The sequence below is a fragment of the Vibrio sp. V31_P5A7T61 genome (assembly GCF_009904895.1).
GTDB lineage: Bacteria > Pseudomonadota > Gammaproteobacteria > Enterobacterales > Vibrionaceae > Vibrio > Vibrio metschnikovii.
Genome location: NZ_WXWI01000053.1, coordinates 12819 through 37545 on the forward strand (window position 1 = coordinate 12819; position 24727 = coordinate 37545).

The 24727-nt window shown below is 44.0% G+C and carries 23 protein-coding genes and 1 pseudogene; 14 read left to right on the forward strand and 10 right to left on the reverse strand.

What is annotated here, in order from left to right:
* Positions 1-248 precede the first annotated feature (248 nt).
* Together CAG58_RS17070 and CAG58_RS11665 are read left to right on the forward strand one after the other, a co-directional pair.
* Positions 249-380 (forward strand): hypothetical protein, encoded by a 132-nt coding sequence (locus CAG58_RS17070; RefSeq protein WP_261384366.1) that lies wholly within the window; start codon positions 249-251, stop codon positions 378-380.
* A gap of 164 nt (positions 381-544) precedes the next feature.
* Complete coding sequence (locus tag CAG58_RS11665) at positions 545-1807, forward strand: DEAD/DEAH box helicase (protein WP_154171145.1); 1263 nt, start codon at positions 545-547, stop codon at positions 1805-1807.
* A 59-nt stretch (positions 1808-1866) separates the two neighbouring features.
* Here CAG58_RS11665 and CAG58_RS11670 read toward each other — a convergent pair whose 3' ends face one another.
* Positions 1867-2646, reverse strand: a complete 780-nt coding sequence (locus tag CAG58_RS11670; protein ID WP_161426003.1) for a TetR/AcrR family transcriptional regulator — start codon at positions 2644-2646, stop codon at positions 1867-1869.
* A 119-nt stretch (positions 2647-2765) separates the two neighbouring features.
* Complete coding sequence (locus CAG58_RS11675; RefSeq protein WP_154171143.1) at positions 2766-3281, reverse strand: NUDIX hydrolase; 516 nt, start codon at positions 3279-3281, stop codon at positions 2766-2768.
* A gap of 336 nt (positions 3282-3617) precedes the next feature.
* Here CAG58_RS11675 and CAG58_RS11680 point away from each other — a divergent pair, with 336 nt between their 5' ends.
* Together CAG58_RS11680 and viaA are read left to right on the forward strand one after the other, a co-directional pair.
* Positions 3618-5267 carry an ATPase RavA domain-containing protein gene (locus CAG58_RS11680; RefSeq protein WP_161426002.1) on the forward strand — a complete coding sequence of 550 codons (1650 nt, stop codon included), beginning with the start codon at positions 3618-3620 and terminating at the stop codon, positions 5265-5267.
* A 13-nt stretch (positions 5268-5280) separates the two neighbouring features.
* On the forward strand, positions 5281-6723 hold the full coding sequence (gene viaA, locus CAG58_RS11685) for an ATPase RavA stimulator ViaA (protein ID WP_161426001.1): 1443 nt from the start codon (positions 5281-5283) through the stop codon (positions 6721-6723).
* A 3-nt stretch (positions 6724-6726) separates the two neighbouring features.
* Here the strand turns inward: viaA and CAG58_RS11690 are convergent, their stop codons facing one another.
* From CAG58_RS11690 to CAG58_RS11705, 4 genes are all read right to left on the reverse strand, one after another.
* Positions 6727-7386 carry a hypothetical protein gene (locus tag CAG58_RS11690; protein ID WP_040905069.1) on the reverse strand — a complete coding sequence of 220 codons (660 nt, stop codon included), beginning with the start codon at positions 7384-7386 and terminating at the stop codon, positions 6727-6729.
* Complete coding sequence (locus CAG58_RS11695; protein ID WP_161439745.1) at positions 7307-8068, reverse strand: hypothetical protein; 762 nt, start codon at positions 8066-8068, stop codon at positions 7307-7309. The genes CAG58_RS11690 and CAG58_RS11695 overlap by 80 nt, the downstream gene beginning before the upstream one ends.
* Before the next feature lie 180 nt (positions 8069-8248).
* Positions 8249-8722, reverse strand: coding sequence for a peroxiredoxin (locus CAG58_RS11700; RefSeq protein WP_154171140.1), 474 nt, complete (start codon positions 8720-8722; stop codon positions 8249-8251).
* Positions 8723-8915: 193 nt separating this feature from the next.
* Positions 8916-9608 (reverse strand): tRNA (adenine(22)-N(1))-methyltransferase, encoded by a 693-nt coding sequence (locus CAG58_RS11705; protein WP_161425999.1) that lies wholly within the window; start codon positions 9606-9608, stop codon positions 8916-8918.
* Positions 9609-9713: 105 nt separating this feature from the next.
* On the opposite strand from CAG58_RS11705, the gene CAG58_RS11710 reads away from it, so the two are divergent.
* From CAG58_RS11710 to CAG58_RS11720, 3 genes are all read left to right on the forward strand, one after another.
* Positions 9714-10121 (forward strand): VOC family protein, encoded by a 408-nt coding sequence (locus CAG58_RS11710; RefSeq protein WP_004396588.1) that lies wholly within the window; start codon positions 9714-9716, stop codon positions 10119-10121.
* A 90-nt stretch (positions 10122-10211) separates the two neighbouring features.
* Positions 10212-10565 (forward strand): GlpM family protein, encoded by a 354-nt coding sequence (locus CAG58_RS11715; RefSeq protein WP_158145020.1) that lies wholly within the window; start codon positions 10212-10214, stop codon positions 10563-10565.
* A 32-nt stretch (positions 10566-10597) separates the two neighbouring features.
* Positions 10598-11644 (forward strand): AbrB family transcriptional regulator, encoded by a 1047-nt coding sequence (locus CAG58_RS11720; RefSeq protein ID WP_161425998.1) that lies wholly within the window; start codon positions 10598-10600, stop codon positions 11642-11644.
* Positions 11645-11715: 71 nt separating this feature from the next.
* On the opposite strand, the gene glpD is transcribed toward CAG58_RS11720, so the two are convergent.
* The 4 genes from glpD to ahpC form a co-directional block, all read right to left on the reverse strand.
* On the reverse strand, positions 11716-13260 hold the full coding sequence (gene glpD / locus CAG58_RS11725; protein WP_161425997.1) for a glycerol-3-phosphate dehydrogenase: 1545 nt from the start codon (positions 13258-13260) through the stop codon (positions 11716-11718).
* Positions 13261-13620: 360 nt separating this feature from the next.
* Positions 13621-14058 carry a DUF3069 domain-containing protein gene (locus CAG58_RS11730; protein WP_004396583.1) on the reverse strand — a complete coding sequence of 146 codons (438 nt, stop codon included), beginning with the start codon at positions 14056-14058 and terminating at the stop codon, positions 13621-13623.
* Between the two features lie 272 nt (positions 14059-14330).
* A complete protein-coding gene (gene ahpF / locus CAG58_RS11735; protein WP_161425390.1) occupies positions 14331-15899 on the reverse strand; it encodes an alkyl hydroperoxide reductase subunit F in 1569 nt (522 codons plus the stop codon).
* A gap of 179 nt (positions 15900-16078) precedes the next feature.
* Complete coding sequence (gene ahpC / locus CAG58_RS11740) at positions 16079-16636, reverse strand: alkyl hydroperoxide reductase subunit C (RefSeq protein ID WP_154171137.1); 558 nt, start codon at positions 16634-16636, stop codon at positions 16079-16081.
* 248 nt (positions 16637-16884) lie between these two features.
* On the opposite strand from ahpC, the gene CAG58_RS11745 reads away from it, so the two are divergent.
* The 7 genes and pseudogenes from CAG58_RS11745 to CAG58_RS11775 form a co-directional block, all read left to right on the forward strand.
* Positions 16885-18144 carry a serine protease gene (locus CAG58_RS11745; RefSeq protein ID WP_161425389.1) on the forward strand — a complete coding sequence of 420 codons (1260 nt, stop codon included), beginning with the start codon at positions 16885-16887 and terminating at the stop codon, positions 18142-18144.
* Complete coding sequence (locus CAG58_RS11750; protein WP_050782746.1) at positions 18141-18500, forward strand: hypothetical protein; 360 nt, start codon at positions 18141-18143, stop codon at positions 18498-18500. The genes CAG58_RS11745 and CAG58_RS11750 overlap by 4 nt, the downstream gene beginning before the upstream one ends.
* Before the next feature lie 594 nt (positions 18501-19094).
* A complete protein-coding gene (locus tag CAG58_RS11755; protein ID WP_161425388.1) occupies positions 19095-20654 on the forward strand; it encodes an AbgT family transporter in 1560 nt (519 codons plus the stop codon).
* A 255-nt stretch (positions 20655-20909) separates the two neighbouring features.
* A complete protein-coding gene (gene galE, locus CAG58_RS11760; RefSeq protein ID WP_161425387.1) occupies positions 20910-21923 on the forward strand; it encodes a UDP-glucose 4-epimerase GalE in 1014 nt (337 codons plus the stop codon).
* An 86-nt stretch (positions 21924-22009) separates the two neighbouring features.
* Entirely contained in the window at positions 22010-23062 is a 1053-nt protein-coding gene (locus CAG58_RS11765) for a UDP-glucose--hexose-1-phosphate uridylyltransferase (RefSeq protein ID WP_161425386.1), read from the forward strand.
* 185 nt (positions 23063-23247) lie between these two features.
* Complete coding sequence (gene galK / locus CAG58_RS11770; protein WP_161425385.1) at positions 23248-24414, forward strand: galactokinase; 1167 nt, start codon at positions 23248-23250, stop codon at positions 24412-24414.
* 197 nt (positions 24415-24611) lie between these two features.
* Positions 24612-24727 (forward strand): annotated as a pseudogene (locus CAG58_RS11775) (IS110 family transposase); the annotation flags it as partial.

Below are 24727 nucleotides of genomic sequence, written 5' to 3' on the forward strand. Positions count from 1 at the left end.
GTTTAGGCCGCTGCTTAGGTGTTTTTGGCTATTCTGAATAAATTAATCAATAAGGTCAATGGTGTTGTAAAAAATTAAGTTCATTAGTGTAAATTTATTTTCACACCGAATCTTTAGTTTGGTCTGACTGGTGATGCATCGCTGACTGTGTTAAATCTGTAGTTGGTATTGTTCTCGTTGAGTACGACACAAAATTACACGGAGTGGAAAAGTGATTTACCTTTCCAGTAATAACACAGGAGGTCGAGATGACAGACCAGATAAACCTTAATGATGATACTTTAGAACTGTTAGACGCCTTGGAAATTGGTTGTGAATTAAGTCACTACGATACTACGGCTTATGACACTAGCGAGGCTGACGTTACCTTACTCTGTTAGTTCGCATCATGATTTCCATTTGCGTACAAAATAATCACTATAGGTGGCGATTCTCATTTTCGCAAAGCCAAAGCCATAACTATTTGCTACAATCCGCGCCCAGATTTTCTTTACGCTCAGCGTCGAACGCTGGGCGTTTCTTGTATTTTTAAAAGGAAAGTAGCATGTCTTCACCCTTCAAAACCTTTTTAGACTTGGGTATTGCACCTACTTTAGTTGAGAGCCTGAATGCGTTAGGTATTGAGACGCCAACAGAAATTCAAATTCAGGCCATCCCGCCCATTTTGGCGGGACATGATGTGCTTGCTGGAGCGCAAACCGGAACGGGTAAAACGGCGGCCTTTGGTCTGCCAATATTACAACGCTTGGCGGCATCAAAAACTAGTATCGATTTGAGCAGCAGGGATATTCGTGCTTTGGTATTGGTGCCAACACGTGAGCTTGCCCAGCAGGTATTTGAGAGCCTGACTGCTTACGCGAAAGGCAGCGAGTTAAAAATTGTTGTTGCGTATGGCGGCACCAGTATGAGTGTGCAAAAACAGCATTTGCGTGGTGGTGCTGATGTACTCATCGCCACGCCAGGACGGCTTTTGGATCATGCACATGTGAAAAGTCTTTATTTGGGTAACGTACAAACCTTAGTGTTGGATGAAGCGGATCGAATGCTGGATATGGGCTTTATGCCTGATATCCAAAGAGTCTTGCGTAAATTAAATCGTGCACGACAAACGTTATTCTTCTCTGCCACCTTCGATCAAAAAATTAAGGCATTGGCTTATCGGATGATGCATGAACCGATAGAGGTGCAAGTGACGCCAGCGAATACGACGGCAGACACAGTGTCACAAATGGTTTATCCGGTTGATAAAAAACGTAAAAGTGAGTTATTGGCGTATTTGATCGGTTCACGTAACTGGCAGCAAGTGTTGGTCTTTACTAAGACTAAGCAGGGCAGTGATGCTTTAGCTCAAGAGCTGAAGTTGGATGGTATTAAAGCAGCCTCGATCAATGGTGATAAAAGCCAAGGCGCGCGACAAAAGGCGTTGGATGATTTTAAAGCCGGCAAGATTCGGGCGTTAATTGCTACGGATGTCGCCGCGCGCGGGATTGATATCTGTCAATTAGAGCAAGTGGTTAATTTTGATCTGCCTTACAAAGCGGAAGACTATGTTCATCGTATCGGCCGTACGGGACGGGCAGGACAATCCGGTTTGGCGGTCTCTTTAATGAGTCCACAAGAAGAGCCGTTGTTGCAAGCGATTGAGCGGTTGCTGGATCAGCGCTTACCACAAGAGTGGTTAAAAGGTTTTGAACCATCGCCATTAGAACGCTATGACGATACGCCTTCTCAGCGATTGAGCCGCTCGGCGGAGAAACGTCAATTAAAGGCTAAGCTGAAAATTCACGCCAAGCGTGGCAAAAGATAGTTAAACATATAACCCCCTGAAGACGTGAGCCTTTAGGGGGTTATATGTTAGATATTGGCTTAATCGGCTGTCGCTGATGAGTCTTCGTCAGTGGAGAGGTTTTCCGATGGCTGAGAGAGCGCGCACTGTTTTCGCCAATCATACTGCACATCATAAACCAGCTCTTTGACGGAGCGAGGAGATAAAGCGTACTCGTCAGTAATACGGTATTTTTGAATCATTAACCCATTAAACAGTTGCCAGTGATTGAGTAAGCATTGGTCGAGGTCTGCTTCTTCATCTCGCCATGTTTCTTTGAGAAAAGGCGTTAAACTGGCCGCACTGTGGGTATACATGATCATTTGCCATTTCACTTCCCAAATTTTGATCGGCGTTTCAGGGCATTGTTGATTATACTGTTCGGCAAACCCTTCAATTAATCGTTCTATTTCACCTGAAGTATCGATAAAGTAGTCGATTAACGCATCGTCTTGACGCACGGCATCAGCAATCAGCTGGATAGGTTGTTTGACAATCAATCCATGAGCCAATAAACGCATGATAAACAGATAGACTTTCACGTTAGCTGGCATGGATTCTGGGATCTCTTTGATCACCTTACGCATATAATGCTCAACATACAGATGCAGGCCATCACTAATGCTGTGCCAGATTTTCTCTTTACTACCGAAATGATGACGAATCAAACTGTGTGACACTCCGGCTTTTTCACTAATGTTACGCAAAGAGACTCGTGCATAACCGAAATCACAAAACAGTTGTGCTGCAACTTTGAGGATATGATAGCGAGTGTTCAGTGCATCTTCAGCACTGCGCCGCCCTTGTCGTTTTTCCGTCATGGCACTTCTTCATTGATTGATTACTGTGATGTTTTACCAGATCTACCGCAGAGTTTCACGGATAACTGGCGCATGGAGAGATTGACTGCACAAAACCTCACCTTAATTAATGCGAAGGTTCATACATAACCGCAGAGTTTGGCTTTACTTAAGCAAGCGATGGTTTTTGCATCGCTGATATCGCCATCAATAATGTATTGTTCGAGCTCTTCCATCGTTAGACTTAATACTTCTATCAGTTCATCATCATCACACTGAAAGCGCTGTGTTTTCGTCAGTTGTTTGGCGACAAATAGATATTGTATTTCGTCACAAAATCCGGCCATTGGAGTGACTTGACCTAATTCAAAAAATTGTTCGCCACTATAGCCCGTTTCTTCTTCTAGCTCACGTTGTGCACATTCAAGTGCAGTTTCATTATTTTCGATGGTCCCTGCGGGTAATTCGAGTAACCATTTTTTTAACGAAGGTCTGAATTGACGAATAACGATAATTCGTTTATCTGCCGTGATGGGCAAGATGACTGCGGCACCCGGGTGTTTGATGGTGGTATGAACCAAGGTTTGTCCGTTTGGATAGATAATGGTTTCTTCAACCAGTGCAATGTTTTTCCAGTGGTGTATGGTTTTTATCATGGACTAATAATCTATTTTTATCTGTTGAAATGCCGTGGCAGTCAGCGATGAATAAAAGCAATAGGGTATCAACAGAGGGCGGTTATCGTTAAGCGACTAACCTTACCCCATTTAATCGGATACCCCAACTCAATTGATGTCCAGACGTGACGTTTCTATGAATTTGTTATTTACGCATCAATGAGTTGAGAAGTAATTCTGCAAACTTTGATCTCAACTCTTTTCTCACTATTGAGATCTGGTATAAGGCTGTGCGAGTTTAAAATACAACTTGTAACAAATTAATAACGAATGTATAAATCCCGCTGTACCCTCAGCCAGTTACGGAGCGCCTCTATGATCAACCCTTCTTCTCATGCACAAAAAGCGTTACTGGCAGAAAGAATTAATAAATTAGCCAAAGCATTGGCGGATGGCGTGTATGAGCGTGAAAGTACGATTAAGCTCTGTTTGCTCGCTGCCCTGACGGGTGAAAGTGTTTTCCTGCTTGGTCCTCCCGGGATTGCAAAAAGTTTAATTGCCAAACGTCTTATCCAAGCTTTTGATAGTAGTAGCTATTTTGAATACTTGATGACTCGATTTTCTACCCCTGAAGAGGTGTTTGGTCCATTAAGCATTCAAGAATTAAAAGATAATGGTCGCTATCTACGCCTAACGGATGGCTACCTGCCGACGGCACAAGTGGTTTTTTTGGATGAAATATGGAAAGCGGGACCGGCAATTCTAAATACATTACTGACAGTCGTTAATGAGAAGACGTTTAAAAATGGCAGTGATATTGAACGAGTCCCAATGCGTTTGTTGATTTCGGCTTCCAATGAATTACCTGATGAAGAGAGCGGTCTTGATGCTTTATACGACCGTATGTTAGTGCGTGTTTTTGTCAATCGTATTCAAAATAAACAGAACTTTAAATCGATGTTAACGGTAGGGACGCCACAAGAAGCGAAAATCCCTGATGGACTGGCAATTACCGATCAAGAATATCATCAATGGTTAAGTGAATTAGATAAGCTGACGTTAACCGATCCGCTGTTTGAAAAGTTCTATCTGCTAAAAGCGCAATTAGAGCAAGCGGCGCAAGAGAGCGGTTTACCGGCCGATGATGTCTATGTTTCTGATCGTCGCTGGAAAAAGTCAGTAAAGTTACTGAAAGCGTCCGCATTTTTTAATGGACGCGATCAGATAAGCCCGCTGGATTTACTGTTATTACAAGATTGTTTATGGAACAGTCCCGAGTCTCGTGAATTGGTGTATCGAGTGACGCGTGAGTTTGCTTTACGTGATGCATTTGATCAATCTCAGGTTGAGCAACAAATTGACCGCTGTCGTATTGAATTGACGTCCATTCAGCAAGCGTTAGAAAGTGAATTAGCCATGGAGCCGTCATTAGAAACCACCAATGGCTTAAGAAAAAAACAATTTCATCAATACGATCTCAGCCAAGCTAAACTTTATCAAGTGGGGCAAACAAAAAATCTCGTTAAACTGGTATTGCTGCAAAACAATTTATCGGTTGCTGAAGCCGAAAAAGGCGATAGCCGGTGGATTTATCTTAGTAAACCTGAGCTGCAAAAGGCGATTAAACAAGGGCAGGGAGAGATTTACGGTTACGTTAATCACAACCCAAATGTATTCCGGTTACGGATTGAACTGGATGGACAAGGGAAGTTAGTTATCAAAGACATTGCCAACCGTTCCGTGTTATTAGCCTTGGTGACTAAGCAAGGGTTAGACGAGCAACAGTATCAACTTTGGTTACAACAAGCAGAACAGGCGTTGGCACAACTCAAACAGACGGAGCATCATTTACGTCAAGTGCGTTCAGATTTTCATAGTGCGTTACCACATAACTTTATTGATCCAGAGTTGCCTGTGGCGATGCAGTCGATATTGCATGAGCTACAGCAGCAATTAGAAGAGACGCACAGTGAGTTTGAGAAAACCGTTCAGCGCTTTAGACAGTTAAGCGATTTTTTTAGTTAATTGAGGTCGGATTATGCTCGGTGCAGACAGCTTGAATATTGTTTTAGCCATCGCGGAATCTGGCATTATTGAAACCGCCGTCAATGATTTATTAGCACGCTCACAAATGATGATGGTTGAAAATGATGGTATTCGTGCCTCGGTAAAAAATCATTTAGCGAAGTGGCATAGTCAAGTTAAACAACAGATTACCCAAGTCACAGAGAGTGAGCATTTTCAAACTGAAATGGCACTTTACCAACAAGTGATTCATTGGGATGAAGAAACCTTTTTTAGTAAACTACCGGAACTGGTCAAGCAATTAGAAGGGGTGTCGCCTTTTTATCTGAAAGCTCGTCAATTAATGGAAGATAACAACGCACTGAAAAATCCGATGTTTGCCCATTTTTTCTGTGACCAATGGTATAAAGCTTTAAGCGAAGAAATTAAACAAGCGCAGATTATTGAGCTTGAAGCGAGTAAAGAACAGGCTTATGCCGAGTTGTATCAGCGGATGGAAACGTTGCGTAATATGGATAATGTCGCTCAAGCTGGGGATGAAAATCACGTCGGACGTTTATGGGATATGGCGGCCGCTAAATTAAGTCGAACCGATCTGAGCGTCATGAAGCGTCACGCTGACTTCCTCAAAAAACACAAAGGGCTACAAGAAATCGCTGAGCAACTTGGACGAATGGCCAGTCAAATTGATGATCCTTCGCTCAATCCAACCTTAAATGAACATCCCGAGGTGGTGGAAGAGAAATCTGATCAAGCGACCGATGATATTGTGGGCATTCACCCTAGTGATGATCTCAATAAGTTACTGCCGAATGAAATTCTTTTCTTGAGTCATCCAGAACTCGAAGTGATCTTCTATAAGCATCTAATAGATAAGCGCTTAATGAACTATCGTATGCAAGGTAAGTCACGCACGCTGCGTAAGGTTCGTGCTCAATCTACCGAGCATGCACAGTTAGAATTAGAAAAGGGGCCGTTTATTATTGCTATTGATGCATCAGGCTCAATGAAAGGTTTTCCTGAGCAGTGTGCCAAAGCAATGGCTTACGCTTTGATGCAAATTGCGTTAGCCGAAGATCGTGATTGTTTTGTGATGCTGTTTTCAACACAAGCGATTGTCTATGAGCTCACGCGACAAGATGGTCTGCGTGAAGCGAGTGATTTTTTAAGTTATACCTTTCATGGTGGCACCGATTTGCAGCCAGCGTTAGAAAAAGCGATCAGCTTGATGCAAGGTGAGCGATACAAAAATGCCGATCTGATGGTGATTTCAGACTTTATTGCTCCCAAGCAGAACGAATCGATTTTGCAGCAGGTCGAGGATTTAAAACGAAACCGAAACCGCTTCCATGCGTTAACCTTGTCTCGTCATGGTAATCCCGAACTGATGACCATGTTTGATCACTGTTGGCATTACCATCCTAATTTATTGGGTAGACTGGTGAAGAAATGGTAGTCTTCAACGTTTGCTGTTAAGGATCTGCTGAATACGTGGGTTGAGCGTTTTCCCGTGCTGTTGCTCATACTCTTCCCGTTTGAGATCATTAACGTTTTTCACTGAATGGGACGGCAGTAAATTATTAGGCAATTCAGTGACTAACTTCCCTTTTTCTTCAAGTCTTTTCGCTTCCAAATAATATTTCTTAAACAGTTGATCTAACTTGGCTTCCGCCACTCGTTTTAAGTCATACAGCTTGTTTTGAACTAACCATTTCTCAATATTATTCTCCGGTTCGCGAGAGAGTACGCGGATCCGGCTGTCGAGTAGCTCTTCGGCAGTAAGGGCATCACGCAGTACCCAAAGCTCGCCCATTTGTGGTGGCCAGCTATTGCCCAACTGAATACGTTCATGACAATGTTTAAGTACTCGGTTGAGACTATTAGGGTCAATCGATTCAGCGAAATCAACAAATTTCCCTGTAGGCAAACTGCCATACTGATATTCCCATTGAGTTTCATAAACACTCAAGAACGAGCCAAAAACATGTAAGCACCAGTCGGAAGGTTCCTCAGGATGAACACTATCGGCCACGATGGGCTCAGAAGGTGGGCTTTTTTCCTTTTTGGATAAGCTGCTGTCGGAAGCGCTCAGATGGGCTAAGCTTTGGTTTATACCCATTTCCCGTAGTTTGCTCTCGATTTCCTGAATGTTCAGAGGTTTTCGCTTGCTGTCTTTCATTGAGTTTCTCGTTGGTCAACCAATACTGGAGTTTGTTTTCTAATCGGGCGACGGTTAATAGCTCGCTGGCTTTAGATTTGTGCCAGAGAACAAATTTTTTCCACACTAATAGATGATCATTATTAATGCCAGAGAATTTAAAAGCCCGCTCTGCCCACATAGGGATTTCACTCTCATCCAAATCATGAGTCGCAATCGCGTTCCCTTGCAGTAAATTAGATGAGTTATTGCGATATTGTAACGCTTGCTTTGGCAGATTAGGAAAGTTTTCCTGTGGTGCAGGTGCAGGTGCAGGTGCAGGTGCAGGTGCAGGTGCAGGTGCAGGTGATTTCATCGTCATAGGGTGGTGCTCTTGATCACTAATTCGCATCTGGAAAATATGCAGTTCATGACCATGACGATAGTCTACTTTGATTTTTTCAAGCCGTTGCTGCTCACACAAAGAACGTAAACATTCGGCTAAACCAAAGGTAGATAAGCAGCAGAGTGGCCCCATATGTTCTAGGTTAACTGTCACATAGCCCATATCATCGGTGCTATCGGCAAGCATTAATAACACCAGTTTTTCCGCTGCGCTTGCACAGTTGAGTTGCCAGGCTAGATGGGTATATTTTGCGCTCACTTATCTCGCTCCGACTTTATGTAATATTAAAAGGAAGCGTTATTGTATGTCAGTCGTATAGGGAGTTGTAGGCTTGAGAGTAATTAAATTCATTTGCACAATAGCGATACGCCAAAGAAATGAATTGGCCCCATTATGTTTTGGGGCCATAAGTATGATCAATGGTGGCTTAGGCGTTGATTACAGTAGCGCAAGTAAGGTTTCTGCTTTACTGGCTTCGAATGTTTTCGCTTCTTCAACATTGAGGGTGGTGACCACCCCATCTTCAATGATCATCGCATAGCGTTGTGAGCGAATGCCACCAAAGCCAGCAGTATCCATTTCAAGCCCCAGAGCTTTGGTAAAACTGGCATCACCATCGGCAAGCATTAACAGTTCAGAGGCATTTTGCGCTTCGCCCCATGCTTTCATTACAAATGCATCATTAACCGCAACACAGGCAATCAGGTCAACACCTTTCGCTTTGAAAGTATCGGCATGAACCACGTAACCAGGTAAATGGGCTTCTGAACAGGTTGGGGTAAATGCGCCTGGGACGGCAAATAAGACCACTTTTTTGCCCGCAAACAATTCTTGAACATTATGATTAACCATACCATCTGCGGTCAGTTGGCTGAGTGTTGCCGCAGGTAAAGATTGTCCTTGCTTGATCATCTTGGTTCCTTAATCGTGAGTTGTCCCTGCGGTTTGAAAATCAAATCGCCTGAGGGAAGAGATTACTCATCCAGTGTAACTCTAAATACGGTGACCAACCACCGACAAACTGTAGGGAAATCATAATGAGGTAATGGCGTTATTATGCTTGTTACCGCATGCTATCGATGCTCCCCAGTTTAGGGCTGGTATTTCATTCTGCTAACCTGATTGAAACGGAGTGATAAGCACGGACAATTAGCGCGGCTTTTTCAGGGTGGCTTTTTTCAACACGCTGATAATGGCCAAGTAATGTGGTTAAATATCTTTGCGCCTGCTGATATTCGGCGAGGGTCTTGACTTGCCAGAGTGAGTCGCCCACCAGACTGATCGTTGGTGCGTTATTATCAGTAGAAGATGGGGCTGCGATATACAGCACTTCATAATAGCGGCGGTTGTCTTCGACAAGGCTTTCATGATACAGCTGGCAGGACAACTGACGTAACTGTTGTCTTAAGCGATAGGTATGATAAACCGGACAAAGTATAAAATCGATCGATTGGTTTGGATGAGCCGTGATGATTTTGCTCACCAACTCCGCGGTTAAATCACCACCGACACCCGCGATGATCACTAAATGACGACCATGATGCTTATCAAGCGGCAACCTTGCTACATCGATGCAGTCGGCGCTCCACTGAGTTTGATTAGGGTAGTGGCGAGAAAGGCGCTGGCGTAACACGTCAATCAGCTCGGGGACAATATCAACAAAATGAATGCAGCTAGCCGCTTGGCGCGTTAATAGCGCTTGTCCCAACCAACCATGATCACAACAGCAATCCCAAATATGATCATAAGGCTGGGTAATCAGTTGCTCAATGTGTTGTAGGCGTTGGCTTAGCTTCATGGAAAATAACGGTTAGTCAAATAAGGAGGCGGATTATACTCAACTTAACTCGCGAACCATAATTCTAGATGCAAAACCAATACACATAGTAATAAGGAGAAGATAATGTTAACCATCCATGGTTTGGATCATGTGGTATTACGCACCACTCAGTTAGATAAGATGCTCTATTTTTATGGCACCGTGCTTGGTTGTCCGATAGAACGCACTTTACCCGATGAAGTGGGATTGATTCAGCTACGAGCTGGTTCAGCTTTAATTGATATCGTTACTGTTGACAGTGAGTTGGGTAAATTAGGCGGTAAAGCGCCACAACAAGATGGCCGAAATGTTGAGCATATTTGCCTGCAAGTCTCTCCACTCGAAGAGGCGGCTTTATTAGCGTTTCTTGATCAGCACGAGATTCCGCATTCTGATTTTGACACTCGTTATGGCGCACAAGGTTTTGGGCGTTCGATTTATATTGAAGATCCAGAAGGCAACGTGATTGAATTAAAAGCTTTTCAAGTGTAACTGTCGATTTTCACGGGTTGAGAACTTAATCTTTACATCTTGTAACAACTGGTTATAGTAAGCAACGCGTTAAAATGAGAGAGGAATGCCATGCTGGCTCTGTTTTTGAAATGCTTACTGGGCGCAGTAGCGGTGTTGATTATTGCTCTTCTCTCGAAGAGTAAAAGTTTTTTCATTGCTGGTTTAGTGCCACTGTTTCCGACTTTTGCTTTGATTGCGCATTATATTATTGGCTCTGAGCGCACCATGGCTGACCTGCGTTTAACCGCCTTATTTGGCCTCTATTCCTTGATCCCTTACGCTGCCTATCTATTAGCGATTTATTATTTTAGCTATCACTTCTCTTTGCTTTGGACATTGAGTTTATCGACGTTGATTTGGCTAGCTTTCGCTGGGGTGTTGATTGTGAGCTGGAGCCGTTTTCATCCAAGCATGGCCGTGTGATAGGCGGTGTTATCTGTGAAGTGGGAGTCAGTATGTGCACTCGAATAATAAGCTTTAACCTAGTGGTGATTACCCTAATTGCTTTGTGCTCCATGTTAGTGGGAAGCTTTTTTTCCTTGCCGTTAAGCGAGTTATTTATCGCGGCTATCGTGGTGGTGCTATTGCGTAAGCAAGCGCAGATAACATTGAATTTACCAAAAAGTCTGTTGATGTTTGTGCAGGTGATATTGGGGATCAGTGTTGGGGCGACGATTTCGCTGATTGAGTTAGGGCAAACCCTGAATGTCTCGGTAGTGACTGGATTAATGGTCTGTCTACTGTTACAGACGGGCGGCGGTTTTTGGTGGCTACATAAACGGGAAGGTTGGCACCCGTTTGAAGCATTATTGGGCGCCATTCCCGGTGCGATGGCGGCGATACTGGTGATCAGTGAGTCGGGGAGTAAGCCATCGAGTAAAGTGGTTTATGCTCATTCAGTTCGGTTAATTATTTTAATCCTATTAGCGGGGGTCATTTCCCTTAATGGTACCCGTATCGCGGTTAGTCATCCGTTGATGGGCAGTGAACAATGGTTAATGTTAGGGGCTATTGTTGGCCTAAGTATGCTTTGTGGCAAACTCTCGATAAAGCTGGGGATTCCCGCCCCCTATATGTTGGCCTCATTACTGATCGCTGCTGCCTTTAATAGTTTCGTCCCTACATTTTCTTTTGCGGTACCGATCAATTTGGTGCTATTTGCTACCGCATTATTGGGAGTGTTAATTGGCGTGCGTTTGGCAGAAACGACATTGCGTGAAGCGGCTTCTTATTCTAAAGCTGGGGTCATAGTCACCCTGATTGGCTTAATGGTTGCCGTAGGCGTATCTTGGATTGCTGCCCATCTACTGGGTATGAGTTGGTTAGTGTTACTGTTATCTTGGGTGCCCGGCAGTGTTGAAGCGATGACTGCGGTGGCGTTATTACTCGGTTTAGAACCCGCTTTTGTGATGGTCAATCATGCCATTCGCTTACTGCTTTTATACACCATGCCAGCACTGTTTAAGAAGCAGTTAGAGCAGTTACGTCCTTCGGAACAGTAAATAAATTCATCGCATAAAAAAACCACCGCGTAAGGCGGTGGTTCAATCATGGTTGTCTGTATTGAAGGGGCTTAACCAACGGCCCGTTGGCTAGTGTCTGCCTCTGCCTTAGCTGCTAAATATTGTGTTACTTGTTCAACACAGGTCACATCGTGATCGATACCTAATTTAGTACGACGCCAGAAGATATCATCCGCTTTCTGTGCATACTCATGTTCAATCAAATAATCGACTTCGATTTGATACAAGTCATCACTAAATTGAATACCTAAATCCGCTTGGTTTTGCACGCCATCAAGCATGGTATTACAGCGCGTACCATAGTTAGTGACCCAGCGCTCTAACATTGCTTGATTGACAAATGGCAGCTGTTGTTGCAGTTTGGCCAGTAGCTTATCGCGTGCAAAGGCTTCCCCGCCCGGTAAAGCAGATTGTGCTGTCCAACTTGGTTTCATCTGTGGGAAGAAGGGCGCAAGCTGTTTCATCGCTGATTCGGCCAATTTACGATAGGTAGTCAGCTTACCACCAAAAATCGACAGCAGTGGAGCTTCATCACCGTGTTGGTCGAGAGATAAGGTGTAATCACGAGTAATCGCTTGTGGTGAGTCTGATTCATCATCACACAGAGGACGTACACCGCTAAACTCAGAGACGATATCACTGACGGCGATCTCTTTCGCAAAATGCTTATTAACGATATCAATCAGGTATTGACGCTCTTCTGCTGAAATGGTGACTTGTCTTGGGTCGCCTTTATATTCGACATCTGTCGTACCGATCATCGAATACTTACCCAAATAAGGGATAACAAATACGATGCGTTTATCTTCATTTTGTAAGATATAAGACTGTGGCTCATCGTGAATTTTCGGCACAATGATGTGTGATCCCTTGATAAGACGAATGCCATAGGGGGAATCGACTTGGATATTATGATCTAAAAATTGTTTAACCCAAGGCCCGGTAGCATTGACTAAGGCATGGCTTTTACGTACAAAGCGCGTTTGCGTTCGCTCATCAAAGAGCGTAACAGACCAGATATCATTTTCACGAGTGGCTTTTTCTACTCGGCAATAATTGATCACTTCCGAGCCGAGCTCTTTAGCTTGCATCGCATTCAGTATCACCAATCGAGCGTCGTCTACCCAACAATCAGAATATTCAAAACCGACCGACATTTCAGGTTTCATTACGCTGCCTGCCTGCAAGGCGACTTTTTTACTCCCCGGCAGTGAAGTGCGTTTGCCTAAATTGTCATACAGAAATAAACCCGCACGAATCATCCATGCCGGGCGAAGAAACGGGCGATGAGGAAGACGAAAACGCATCGGCGTGACAATGTGCGGTGCTTTTTTAAGTAAGACTTCGCGTTCGGCTAATGCTTCACTCACTAAACGAAACTCATAATGTTCGAGATAACGTAGGCCACCGTGGATTAGCTTTGAGCTGGCTGACGAGGTAGCGCTGGCAAAATCTTGTGCTTCATAGAGCCCGACTTTTAAACCACGCCCAGCGGCGTCGGCGGCGATGCCGGCACCATTAATGCCGCCACCCACCACGATAATATCTAACACTTGGTGTTCGTTAAATTGCGTTGAACTGTGCTGTTGTTTCATTTTGATGGCCTTTGTGTTCGTTTCTGTCTTTTAATGTTCGTATGAAACCATTAAATGGTCAAGATTGGCAGTTGTTACGTGTGATTTTTTGATATGGATCATATTTAATGCGCGTTTGAAGGTGTTGGTTGGTAATTGTTCGCTCCATTGCGCGTTTATTTATATTAATGATAGGAGAAACGGCTTATTAGATGAGTATAGGCTATGTCGATAATGACGAAATAAAAGAAACCAGAAGGGATGACAACAGGCTATTAGGGATGGTCTATAGGTGAAGCGAAATAACGTGAGTGTTTAGAAAATAAAAAAGCTCGCGATTACGGTTAGATAACGGCGAGCTAGGTATCAATGGTTATTGAACTATTTAACAAACACGTCTTTAAAATCACGTTTTAAAATAGGATCACGACGGGCTTTTTTGATTTGTTTGACCATGTCTTTAACACAGTTATGTAAGACTTGATCGAGCAATTCGGCGCGGTACTCTTCTTTGTCTTGCTCACTCATGTCTTTAGGTAATTTTAGTGTCGGAAACTCTTCCATTACATTGACGCCGGCAAACGCTTGGCTTACTGAGATCAGTGCATGGAACTGCTCAAAGTTATCAAGAATGTTTTGCGCACTAGCAGGAAGGCTATTCCATGCTTCTCTAACGACCTCTTCTGAGACTTCATGAATCGAAGCCACCATGTTGTACATTTGCTCGGGTACTTGGTCAAATTCAATCACCTGACGCAGTTCAGGGGATACGGTATCCAAATTAACGATCGGTGCTTCAGTTTGAGTCGTGTCTGACATGAAAAATTTCTCATCAAGGAAAAACCTCATGCTAAAAAGTTACGCTGAAATGTCAACCTAAACGTATCAATAAAGCGCTAAGCGCGGAGATTTTGTTCGTATCATCAGCATGACTAGCAGTTGGTAAAGGTTGATGCTGAGCTTTTCTGCTAAAAATTAGACTAAAAGCCAGATCGCTATTGAATTCATGACAAAAAAAGACTCTCACGACAGCGACCTAGAAAAGGAGTCAGCCGCGTCGTAAGAGTCATATTGGTTGTGTTAAGCCAAGATTAGTTCTGTTGGCGAATCAAGTAATCAAAAGCGCCTAAGCTGGCTTTAGCTCCTTCGCCCATCGCAATGATGATTTGTTTATAAGGGACCGTTGTTGCATCACCAGCAGCAAATACCCCCTCAAGGCTGGTTTCACCACGACTACCGATTTCAATTTCACCACGCGGTGATAAGTTAACCGCTGAATCTTTCAGCCATTCAGTGTTCGGTACTAAACCGATTTGCACAAAGATCCCCGACAATTCAATGTGTTTAATTTCATCAGTATGACGATCTTTGTAGTTCAATCCGGTCACTCGGGTACCGTCACCGATCACTTCAGTGGTTTGCGCCATCGTGATGATATCAACGTTTGGCAATGAATTCGCTTTATTAATCAATACTTGGTCAGCGCGCAAAGTATCAGCAAACTCCAGTACCGTAACATGCTCAACGATACCCGCTAAGTCAATCGCTGCTTCAATACCTGAGTTACCACCACCGATCACTGCGGTTCTTTTGCCTTTAAATAATGGGCCGTCACAGTGTGGGCAGTAAGCCACGCCTTTATTGCGATATTCTTGCTCTCCTGGTACGTTCATTTCACGCCAGCGAGCACCTGGGCTCAAAATCACGCTGCGACTTTTAAGGCTAGCACCGCTTTGTAAGCCGACATGAATACGTCCATCATCGGTAAATTCTGCGCCCATTAATTTATCGGCTTGCTGTTCAGTAATAATATCAACGCCGTACTCTTTTAAATGCTCAGTCAAATTAGCAGTAAGCTTCGGACCTTCAGTATGTTTGACCGAGATAAAGTTTTCGATAGCCATGGTATCCATTACTTGACCACCAAGACGCTGAGCAACAATACCGGTGCGAATGCCTTTACGAGCCGCGTAAATCGCTGCTGCTGCACCAGCTGGACCACCGCCAACCACCAATACGTCGTAAGGGGCTTTCTCATTGAGGCTGGCCGCTGCTTTTTCGGCGGCGCCATCGTCTAACTTATGCAGTATTTCAGTTAGGCTCATGCGCCCTTGGCCAAACAGCTCGCCGTTTACGAATACGCTTGGCACCGCCATAATGTCGCGCTGTTTGACTTCATCTTGGAATAGAGCGCCATCGATCATCGTGGTGCGAATATCAGGATTAATTGCCGACATCATATTGAACGCTTGCACGACATCAGGGCAGTTTTGGCAAGACAGTGAAATAAAAATCTCTACGTCTAATGTTTTGTCTAACTGGGCAATTTGCTCAATGACTTCTGGCTCCAGTTTCATTGGATGGCCGCCAGAGTGAAGCAGGGCAAGAACTAAAGAAGTAAATTCATGGCCCATAGGCACACCAGCAAAACTTAATTGGGTTGCTTTGTCTGGGTTACTGACCGTCATAATAGGTTTACGCGCACTGGCATTATCGTCACGCTCGACCGAAACTAATGGGCTGAGTTCAGCAATTTCATTAGCCAAGGCAAGAATGTCTTGCGCTGCTTTACTTTCATCGAGGCTGACCACTAAACGGACGTCTTGTTTCAGATTACTGAGATATTGTTTTAATTGTTGTTTAATCGCTTGGTCTAACATAGAAACACCTTGTCGAATACGTTGAAAAAAATGGCCACTCTGGATGAATGTTTTTAAGAGAGAGCAAGCTAGGCATTTAGGTCGTCAGAGTAAAACACCCAGCCTGCTCTTAATCGATTAACGTCTGTGCTTGCGGATATGGTTTAACACCACAGGTTCGCTATCAGCGTTAATTAGAATTAGATTTTGCCTACAAGGTCTAAAGATGGCGCTAGCGTTTCTTCACCTTCTTTCCATTTTGCAGGGCACACTTCACCTGGGTGAGAAGCTACATACTGAGCCGCCTTGATCTTACGCATTAGGTCTTGTGCATCACGGCCAATGCCTTCAGCGGTGATTTCCATCGCTTGGATAACACCTTCTGGATCGATAACGAAAGTCGCGCGGTCTGCTAGGCCTTGACCTTCACGCATCACACCGAAGTTATTGGTGATGTTGCCAGTTTGGTCACCGACCATGTAGTAGTTGATTTTGCCGATCGTGTCAGAACTGTCGTGCCATGCTTTGTGAGTGAAGTGAGTGTCAGTAGAAACTGAGAACACTTCAACACCGCGTTTTTGTAACTCTTCATAGTGATCAGCAAGGTCACCAAGTTCGGTTGGACAAACAAACGTGAAGTCAGCTGGATAGAAGAAGAACACGGCCCATTTACCGAGAACATCTTTTTCTGTGATTTCTACGAACTCACCGTTTTTGTATGCAGTTGCGTTAAATGGTTTGATTTGAGTGTTAATCATTCTTTACTTTCCTTTTCTGTAAGTTTTTGATTTCGCAATGTGTTGCGCTCGGTAAGTATATTCCCACTTTGAGTTGATAAAGGAAAATTGCTTGTGTCTATCCTATTGATAGGTGAAAGCTATTTAATGAAAGCGACGTTATCCAGATATGTTTAAAAAATACAAACCAATACAAAAAGTTGCTGTATTTATCAGTCACTAAAATTACACTGGATGCATATCATAAGGATGAGGTGTAAGGATTATTTATGCGTAACACAATAGGTCTTTTATTGATCGGTGGATTGGTCGGTGGATTGGTTGCTGGGCCAGTAGTGGCAACAGAATCGACAGAAGGGCAAACCAGTTTTTCGAGTCGTATTATTCGCGGAGATGAAGCAAAAAAAGAGCAATGGCCTTTTATGACCGCACTGGTAAGAAATCGCGAAAGCGACAGTTATCAAGGCCAATTTTGTGGAGCGAGTTACTTAGGTGATGGCTGGGTGTTGACCGCTGCCCACTGTGTGGAGAGAATCAACTTTAACGATTTCCATGTGCATATTGGTGTGCATGATCTGCTTAAAGCGAGCATTGAAGGTGAACGTGCCGAGATTAAAGCAGTTTATGTGAATGAAAACTATGCTGATCCTAGTGATTACAGCAATGATATTGCTTTGATTGAGTTAAAGTCGAAACCTAATGCTGACGCAGTAGCGCTGAAAACAACCGGAGGAGAGCTTTCGAAAGGGCAACCTCTAACAGTCATGGGCTGGGGAAATACGATATCAGATCGCAATCAAACACCCGAATATCCATCAGTGCTGAGACAAGTTGATTTGCCTTATGTCTTGCGAAATGATTGCCAAAATCTTGGTGGTGATTATAGCGATATTGGTGATGATGCCATTTGTGCTGGATTTAGTGAGGGCGGTAAAGATTCTTGTCAAGGGGACAGTGGCGGCCCATTAGTGTACAGCCATAATGGTGGCATTGAGCAGGTAGGTGTGGTGAGTTGGGGAGATGGCTGTGCTCAGCCAGACGCGTATGGAGTTTATGCTAATGTTGCTTATTTTCAAGATTGGATCGCCGAGATAAAAGAATCGGGTATCAGTTATACCCAATATACTTATCGTAAAGTGACTCAACCAACCGTAGAAGAAGAGCTTGTTATAGAGAATACCTCTGATACGGCATTATCTATTCTTGATATAGAACTTGAGCCTGATTCCAAGCTCACCATAACAACCAATACTTGTATTGATGCGCCTTTGGCTCCTTCTGATAGCTGTAGTATCCGTGTCACATCAGCCTCCAACAAACTGTTTACTCAACCGGATGATATTCGCGAGGTACAACAGTTAGTAGTGACGACTGACCGCTTGAATGATGAATTATCGCTTTTCTTGGTGTTTGAACGTGATAAACCAGCCTTGCCTTCTTCTTCCGGCTCAGGCGGCAGTATCGGTTGGTCTTTATTTGGGTTAGGCTTACTAGGCTGGTTCCGTTTTCGTAAAGGAGTAAGATTGTGATAAGAGTCGTATTCAGTACATTATTAGTATTCATATTGAGCGCTTGCAGCGGCGCTGAGAGTGCAGCAACTGACCCAGTGGTTGGAGATAAAATTCCTCTACTGAGTTATCAAGTCAACCCCAATCATATCGCCTTTGAAGCGCTAGGTAATGGATGCAGTCAAGCAGATCATTTTGCGCTACAAATCGATTCAATTCATCGACAAGCAGCAACGGTATCAGTGATACGCGTTAAACAAGATATGTGTCGCCGTATGCCGATGTGGGAATCGTTCACGCTTGCTTTACCTAAAGAGCTCCAAGGTAAAACTCTTTCTGTGACCAACCCCCAAGGGCAGGCAGATAGTAAAGGTTAATAATCACAACGTGTTTATGGTTTGTGAGATAAACCCGCGGCGCAGTGCCTAGTTATGGCTGCGCCGTTTTTAGTCGTCACGCATTAGGTCATCGACGAGCGATAGTGGCTGTCATTCAGAACACTCTAAATCGTTAACTAGACGATTCAACGTTAATCGAGCCACTATTGAAGAGGATCATTCGGTACAAAAGTTAAGCCCGATACTGACTCTTTCTCCTTTCTTTTTATCTGATTCTTCAACAAATAATGATATCAGTGCTAATTTTTAAGCTTTTCTACCCTTTATTGGTCGATAATACTTGAAATGTCCCATTAACTTTTGATTTACTCTGCGGCAGCATTACCAAGCTGAATGCAATTGACTTGGTGATATATGCTGAGCTGATGGACAATAGCCACCATTTGTCTATTGAGATAGCCACTCAGCTCATTGCAATAACTCAGCTTACTCTCTTTCTACTTACTGTGATGGTAGCGTAAAACATGGCTATTTTTCCTCATTTATAGTGATGATTGATGTCGATATAGAGTGTTTCGCTAAGTAGTTTGAGCATGGCAATGATTAATGGATGACATAAGGATAGAGAAATCAATGAGTGAAATCGCGGATAAGGAATCAACGCAAGGCCGTGGTGTACTGCGTTTTATTGCCCTTGCGGGACAGAAAATCCCAGACCCTATTGTGATATTTATGGTGCTATTTGCTGTCTGCTTACTCCTCACTGGGGTGATGAACGGTGTGCAGTTTGTAACCACGGGGGCGGATGGCGCGAGCACCACGCACAGCATTAAAAACATGCTGGCAACCGAGCACGTGCGTTGGGTATTTGATAATGCGTTATTGCAAAACTGGCTAGCCTTTGGTGGCGGTGTATTGGGTGTCATTCTGATCGTCATGATTGGTGTCGGCATTGCCGAGCATTCCGGTTTATTGAGCACCGTGATCAAACGAGTTGGCACTAAAATCAGTGATCGTTGGTTACCTTTGCTACTGGTCTTTTTAGGGATCATGAGTTCGATCGCCAGTGATGCTGGTTATTTAGTCTTAATTCCTTTAGCTGGTATGCTTTACGCTGGTTTAGGTAAAAACCCACTAATCGGTATGAGCGCGGCATTTGCGGGTGTTTCTGCCGGCTTTAGTGCCAACTTGATCCCAGCTACGCCTTCAGACGTGATCATCGGCGTTAATGCCCGAGTCTTTGCTGAGGCGCAAGGTGTGCCGTTTGTGAATGCGGCGGGAGAGGCGCTTAATCCTGCAACAATGCATTATTATTTTATTTTTGTTTCCACCATTTTGCTTGCCATTGTTGGTGCTTGGGTGACGAAACGTTTCGTTACTCCACGCTTAGAAAAGATGAGTTATCAGCTTCCCGAAGACTTGAATTTAGACGACTTTAAAGTCACTAAGAAAGAGCAAAAGGGATTACGCGCTGCAGGAGTGGGTTTAATTCTTGCGCTATTAATGGTGTGGGGACTGATTGTTGGCCCATTAGCAACCTATACTGATACCTCTGGCCGTGAAGTGACGCCGTACCTGAATAATGTCATTTTATTGATTGCCTTAGTTTTCACCATTATTGGTGTGTTTTTTGGTGTCGCGAGCGGTAAATTCAAGAAAGTGCAAGACGTTGTACAAGCGATGGTTAAGCAGATGAACACCATGGGCTATATCTTAGTCTTGACCTTTTTCTGCTATAACTTCTTGGCTTTACTTAGCTATTCCGGTCTTGGCACTTATATTACCTATCTGGGTGCGACCTTCTTACAATCTCTTGGATTGCAAAAATTCCCGATCTTATTGATTGTTGGTTTCTTGCTGACCACGGCGGTAATTAACCTCTTTGTGGGTGGTCTAACTTCGAAATGGATGCTATTAGGCCCTATTTTTATCCCTATGCTGTATCAAGTAAACCCGAATATGACGCCAGATTTAGTGGCTGCGGCTTATCGTGTTGCGGATTCATCAACCAATATCATTACGCCGATGATGAGTTATGCTGGGGTTATTTTAGCCTTTATGCGTAAGTACAAACCGGAGCTATCGTTTGGTGATGTGATTGCGATGATGATCCCTTATTCTGTTGCCTTCTTAGTTTCTTGGACAGTATTACTGATTGGTTTCTTCACACTTGGATTACCGTTAGGTTTCTAAAGGTGGTGCTGTTTTGCTGGAAAGCCCGATTGCATATCGGGCTTTTTTTTGCCTCCCTATCTTGGTTTTTGGCTTTTTATTGTTATCGTTACCACTATTTTTGGTCTTTAAAATTGAAGATTTAAATGTTTATTTTATTTCATTTGAATGATCTTGTGTAAACGTTACCACTTTGAGGTTTTTATCACAGAAAAATAGATCTCTCTACTGATAGACTGAATGTCATTGAGGCAACGTTGAAGAGTAAGAGGGTTTATGAGTGTTTTGATTACTGGTGGGATGGGCTACATTGGCAGCCATACTTGTGTTCAGATGATTGAGGCGGGCCTTGAACCGATTATCATCGATAATCTATGTAATGCAAAAGTGGAAGTGTTAAACCGAATTGATGCGTTAACAGGAAAGAAACCAATCTTTTATCATGGTGATGTACGTGATGAGGCATTTTTAGATTCAGTCTTCACGCAGCATGATATTCAAGCTGTGATTCACTTTGCGGGCCTCAAAGCAGTTGGTGAATCGGTGGCAAAACCACTTGAGTATTATGATAATAACGTCAATGGTTCATTGGTCTTGACGCGTAGTATGCGTAAAGCCGGAGTGAAAAGTCTCGTCTTCAGTTCGTCGGCGACAGTGTATGGTGACCCAGACATTGTACCTATCACCGAAGATTCTCCAACAGGATCTACAACGAATCCATATGGTCGTAGCAAATATATGGTGGAGCAGTGCCTAAGTGATCTGCTCCACGCTGAAAACGACTGGAGCATTACCTTACTGCGTTACTTCAATCCGGTCGGCGCACATCCATCGGGCCTGATGGGGGAGGATCCGCAAGGTATTCCCAATAATTTGATGCCGTTTATTGCACAAGTCGCGGTAGGTCGAAGAGAAAAACTCTCTCTATTTGGTAACGATTACCCAACACCAGACGGTACAGGTGTGCGTGACTACATTCATGTGATGGATTTGGCCGATGGACATCTTGCGGCACTTCAGTCTGTGGGAGAGAAATCGGGGTTGCACATTTACAACTTAGGTACGGGTAAAGGTTCTAGCGTACTTGAGATGGTTGACGCTTTCAGTGAGGCTTGCGGCAAACCAATCCCTTATCAAACATGCCCACGTCGTCCGGGTGATATTGCTCAGTGCTGGGCGAGTACAGAGAAAGCAGCGCGTGAATTGGGCTGGAGAGCGACGCGTAACGTAGCTGAAATGACGGCGGATACGTGGCACTGGCAAGTTAAAAATCCGAATGGCTATTCTTAGCATAATTGAACACATTGCTGTTTACTGTGCTTCTCACGCTGTTGGGAAGCTCAATTTGAAGAATCTTTAAAAGTTGAGTAAGTCAGATGTCAAATATCAAATTTAATCCTGTGGATCATCCTCATCGCCGTTACAACCCGCTGACGGGGCAATGGATTTTGGTTTCCCCCCATCGTGCAAAACGTCCTTGGAGTGGCGCTGACGAAAAGCCAGCGCTTGATGAGTTGCCAAATTATGATGACAAATGTTTTCTTTGTCCGACTAACGAGCGTATCTCGGGCGATATCAATCCAGATTACAAGGACACATACGTATTCAGTAACGACTTTGCTGCATTGATGGTGGATTCTCCAGATGCGCCAGAGTCGGACAATCCACTGTTCAAAACGCAAGGCGTCCGTGGTTTAAGTCGAGTGATTTGCTTCTCTCCTGACCATAGCAAAACGCTGCCAGAGCTACCCGTTAATAAAATTCGCAACGTAATTGATACATGGAACGAGCAAATCGAAACCTTGGGTAAAGAGTACGTATGGGTTCAAGTGTTTGAAAATAAAGGCGAGACAATGGGCTGCTCTCAGCCGCACCCACATGGTCAAATTTGGGCGAACAGTTTTTTACCCAATGAAATCGAGCGTAAAGAGCATAATCTCAAGGCGTACTACCAAGAACATGGTACTAACTTGTTAGTCGACTACGCATTGGCTGAACGAGCAGATGGTTCACGAACCGTCGTTGAAACGGAACACTGGCTTGCGGTAGTGCCTTATTGGGCAGCATGGCCATTCGAAACGATGTTACTACCGAAAGCGCATATTCGTCGTATGAGTGAACTCAGCGGTGAACAACGTGATGATCTTGCTGTTGCCATCAAAAAACTCACCAGTCGTTACGATAATCTTTTCCAATGCTCTTTCCCTTATTCAATGGGTTGGCACTACGCGCCGTTTTTTGAACCGGGAACCAACATCGAACATTGGCAATTGCATGCGCTGTTTTATCCTCCATTGTTGCGCAGTGCCACCATTCGTAAATTTATGGTGGGTTACGAAATGCTAGCAGAAAGCCAGCGTGATTTAACCGCTGAGCAAGCCGCGCAACGTCTACGCGATGTCAGTGATGTGCACTATAAAGAACAATAATTTCGATCATTGTTGAAGCTGTAGGTTGCCTGACGAATGAATAAATCAACTGTATATGAATAATCTATGCTTTCGGAGTGAATTCGTTTGTCGCCTTGTTGCAGCTCTACCTATTTAAGGGATGTGATAATCGTGGCTTGAGATTCGAGCTGCGATTAGACAATTAAACCGTTTGAGAATTTACTATGTCTGATCTAATTCAAAATGTGAAAACGTCTTTTGCGCAAGTGTTTGGTTACTCACCTAACCATATTGTCCAAGCACCTGGTCGTGTGAATTTAATTGGTGAACATACCGATTACAATGATGGTTTTGTCCTGCCATGTGCCATTAATTATCAAACGATGGTGGCGGCAGCAAAGCGTACGGATAACCTCGTGCGCGTGGTATCAGTGGATTACGGTAACGAGATTGATGAGTTTGATATCACTGAAGACATTCTCTTCCAACAAGACAAAATGTGGGCCAACTACATTCGTGGGGTGGTGAAGTGTCTTTTGGCTCGCGGATACCAGTTTACTGGCGCAGACATTTCAGTGAGTGGCAACGTACCTCAAGGTGCCGGCTTGAGTTCATCTGCAGCATTGGAGGTGGTTATTGGTCAAACGTTTAAGGTGCTGTTCAATCTCGAAATTAGTCAAGCAGACATTGCGTTAAACGGCCAGCAAGCAGAGAACGAATTTGTCGGTTGTAATTGTGGCATCATGGATCAAATGATTTCGGCTGAAGGACGTGAAAATCATGCCATGCTATTAGATTGTCGTAGCCTAGACACTGAAGCGGTATCGATGCCAGAAGATATGGCGGTTGTGATCATTAACTCAAATAAAAAACGCGGTTTGGTTGATAGCGAATACAACACTCGTCGTCAGCAATGTGAAGAGGCGGCCCGAATCTTTGGTGTGGCAGCATTGCGTGATGTGACGATTGAGCAGTTTAACGAGAAAGTCGCTGAACTGGATGAAATGATCGCAAAACGTGCTCGTCATGTCATCACGGAAAACGATCGTACGGTGGCTGCTGCTCAGGCTCTTCGGGCGCACGACATGAAGCGGATGGGCGAGTTGATGGCGGAATCACACGCATCGATGCGAGATGATTTCAAAATCACCGTACAGGAAATAGATACCTTAGTTGAGATGGTCAAAGACGTGATTGGTGTTCAAGGGGGCGTACGTATGACGGGTGGTGGTTTTGGGGGATGTATTGTTGCTCTCGTTCCGCCAGCGCTGGTCGATGCAGTAAAAGCAACGGTTGAAGCAAAATATCAAGCAGCGACAGGCTTAACCGCGTCAATTTATGTGTGCCAAGCCAAAGATGGTGCTGGCTTAGTTGAAGTCTTGTATGGATAATAACTAACGAATCAGGGTAAAGTGAGACCCAGACTTTAGCTGCAACTAAAGTTCTCTATCTGATAGTTCGATTGAAGTGTGGCTCCTCTATCGAGAGACCGATAACAAGAGCGAACGTCAGATAGAACTCCAAGCACCACACTCGAATAGTCTTCTGGGTCTCGAACCCGCATTTAGCAAGCAAGAGTTAGCTTATTATGAATACAAATACACTGCAAAACATTAATGTCGGCGTTGATACCGGCAAGTCACAATTAGATATCTATATCCGTCCTCTCGATATCTATTTTAATGTCTCCAATGATGAAAAAGG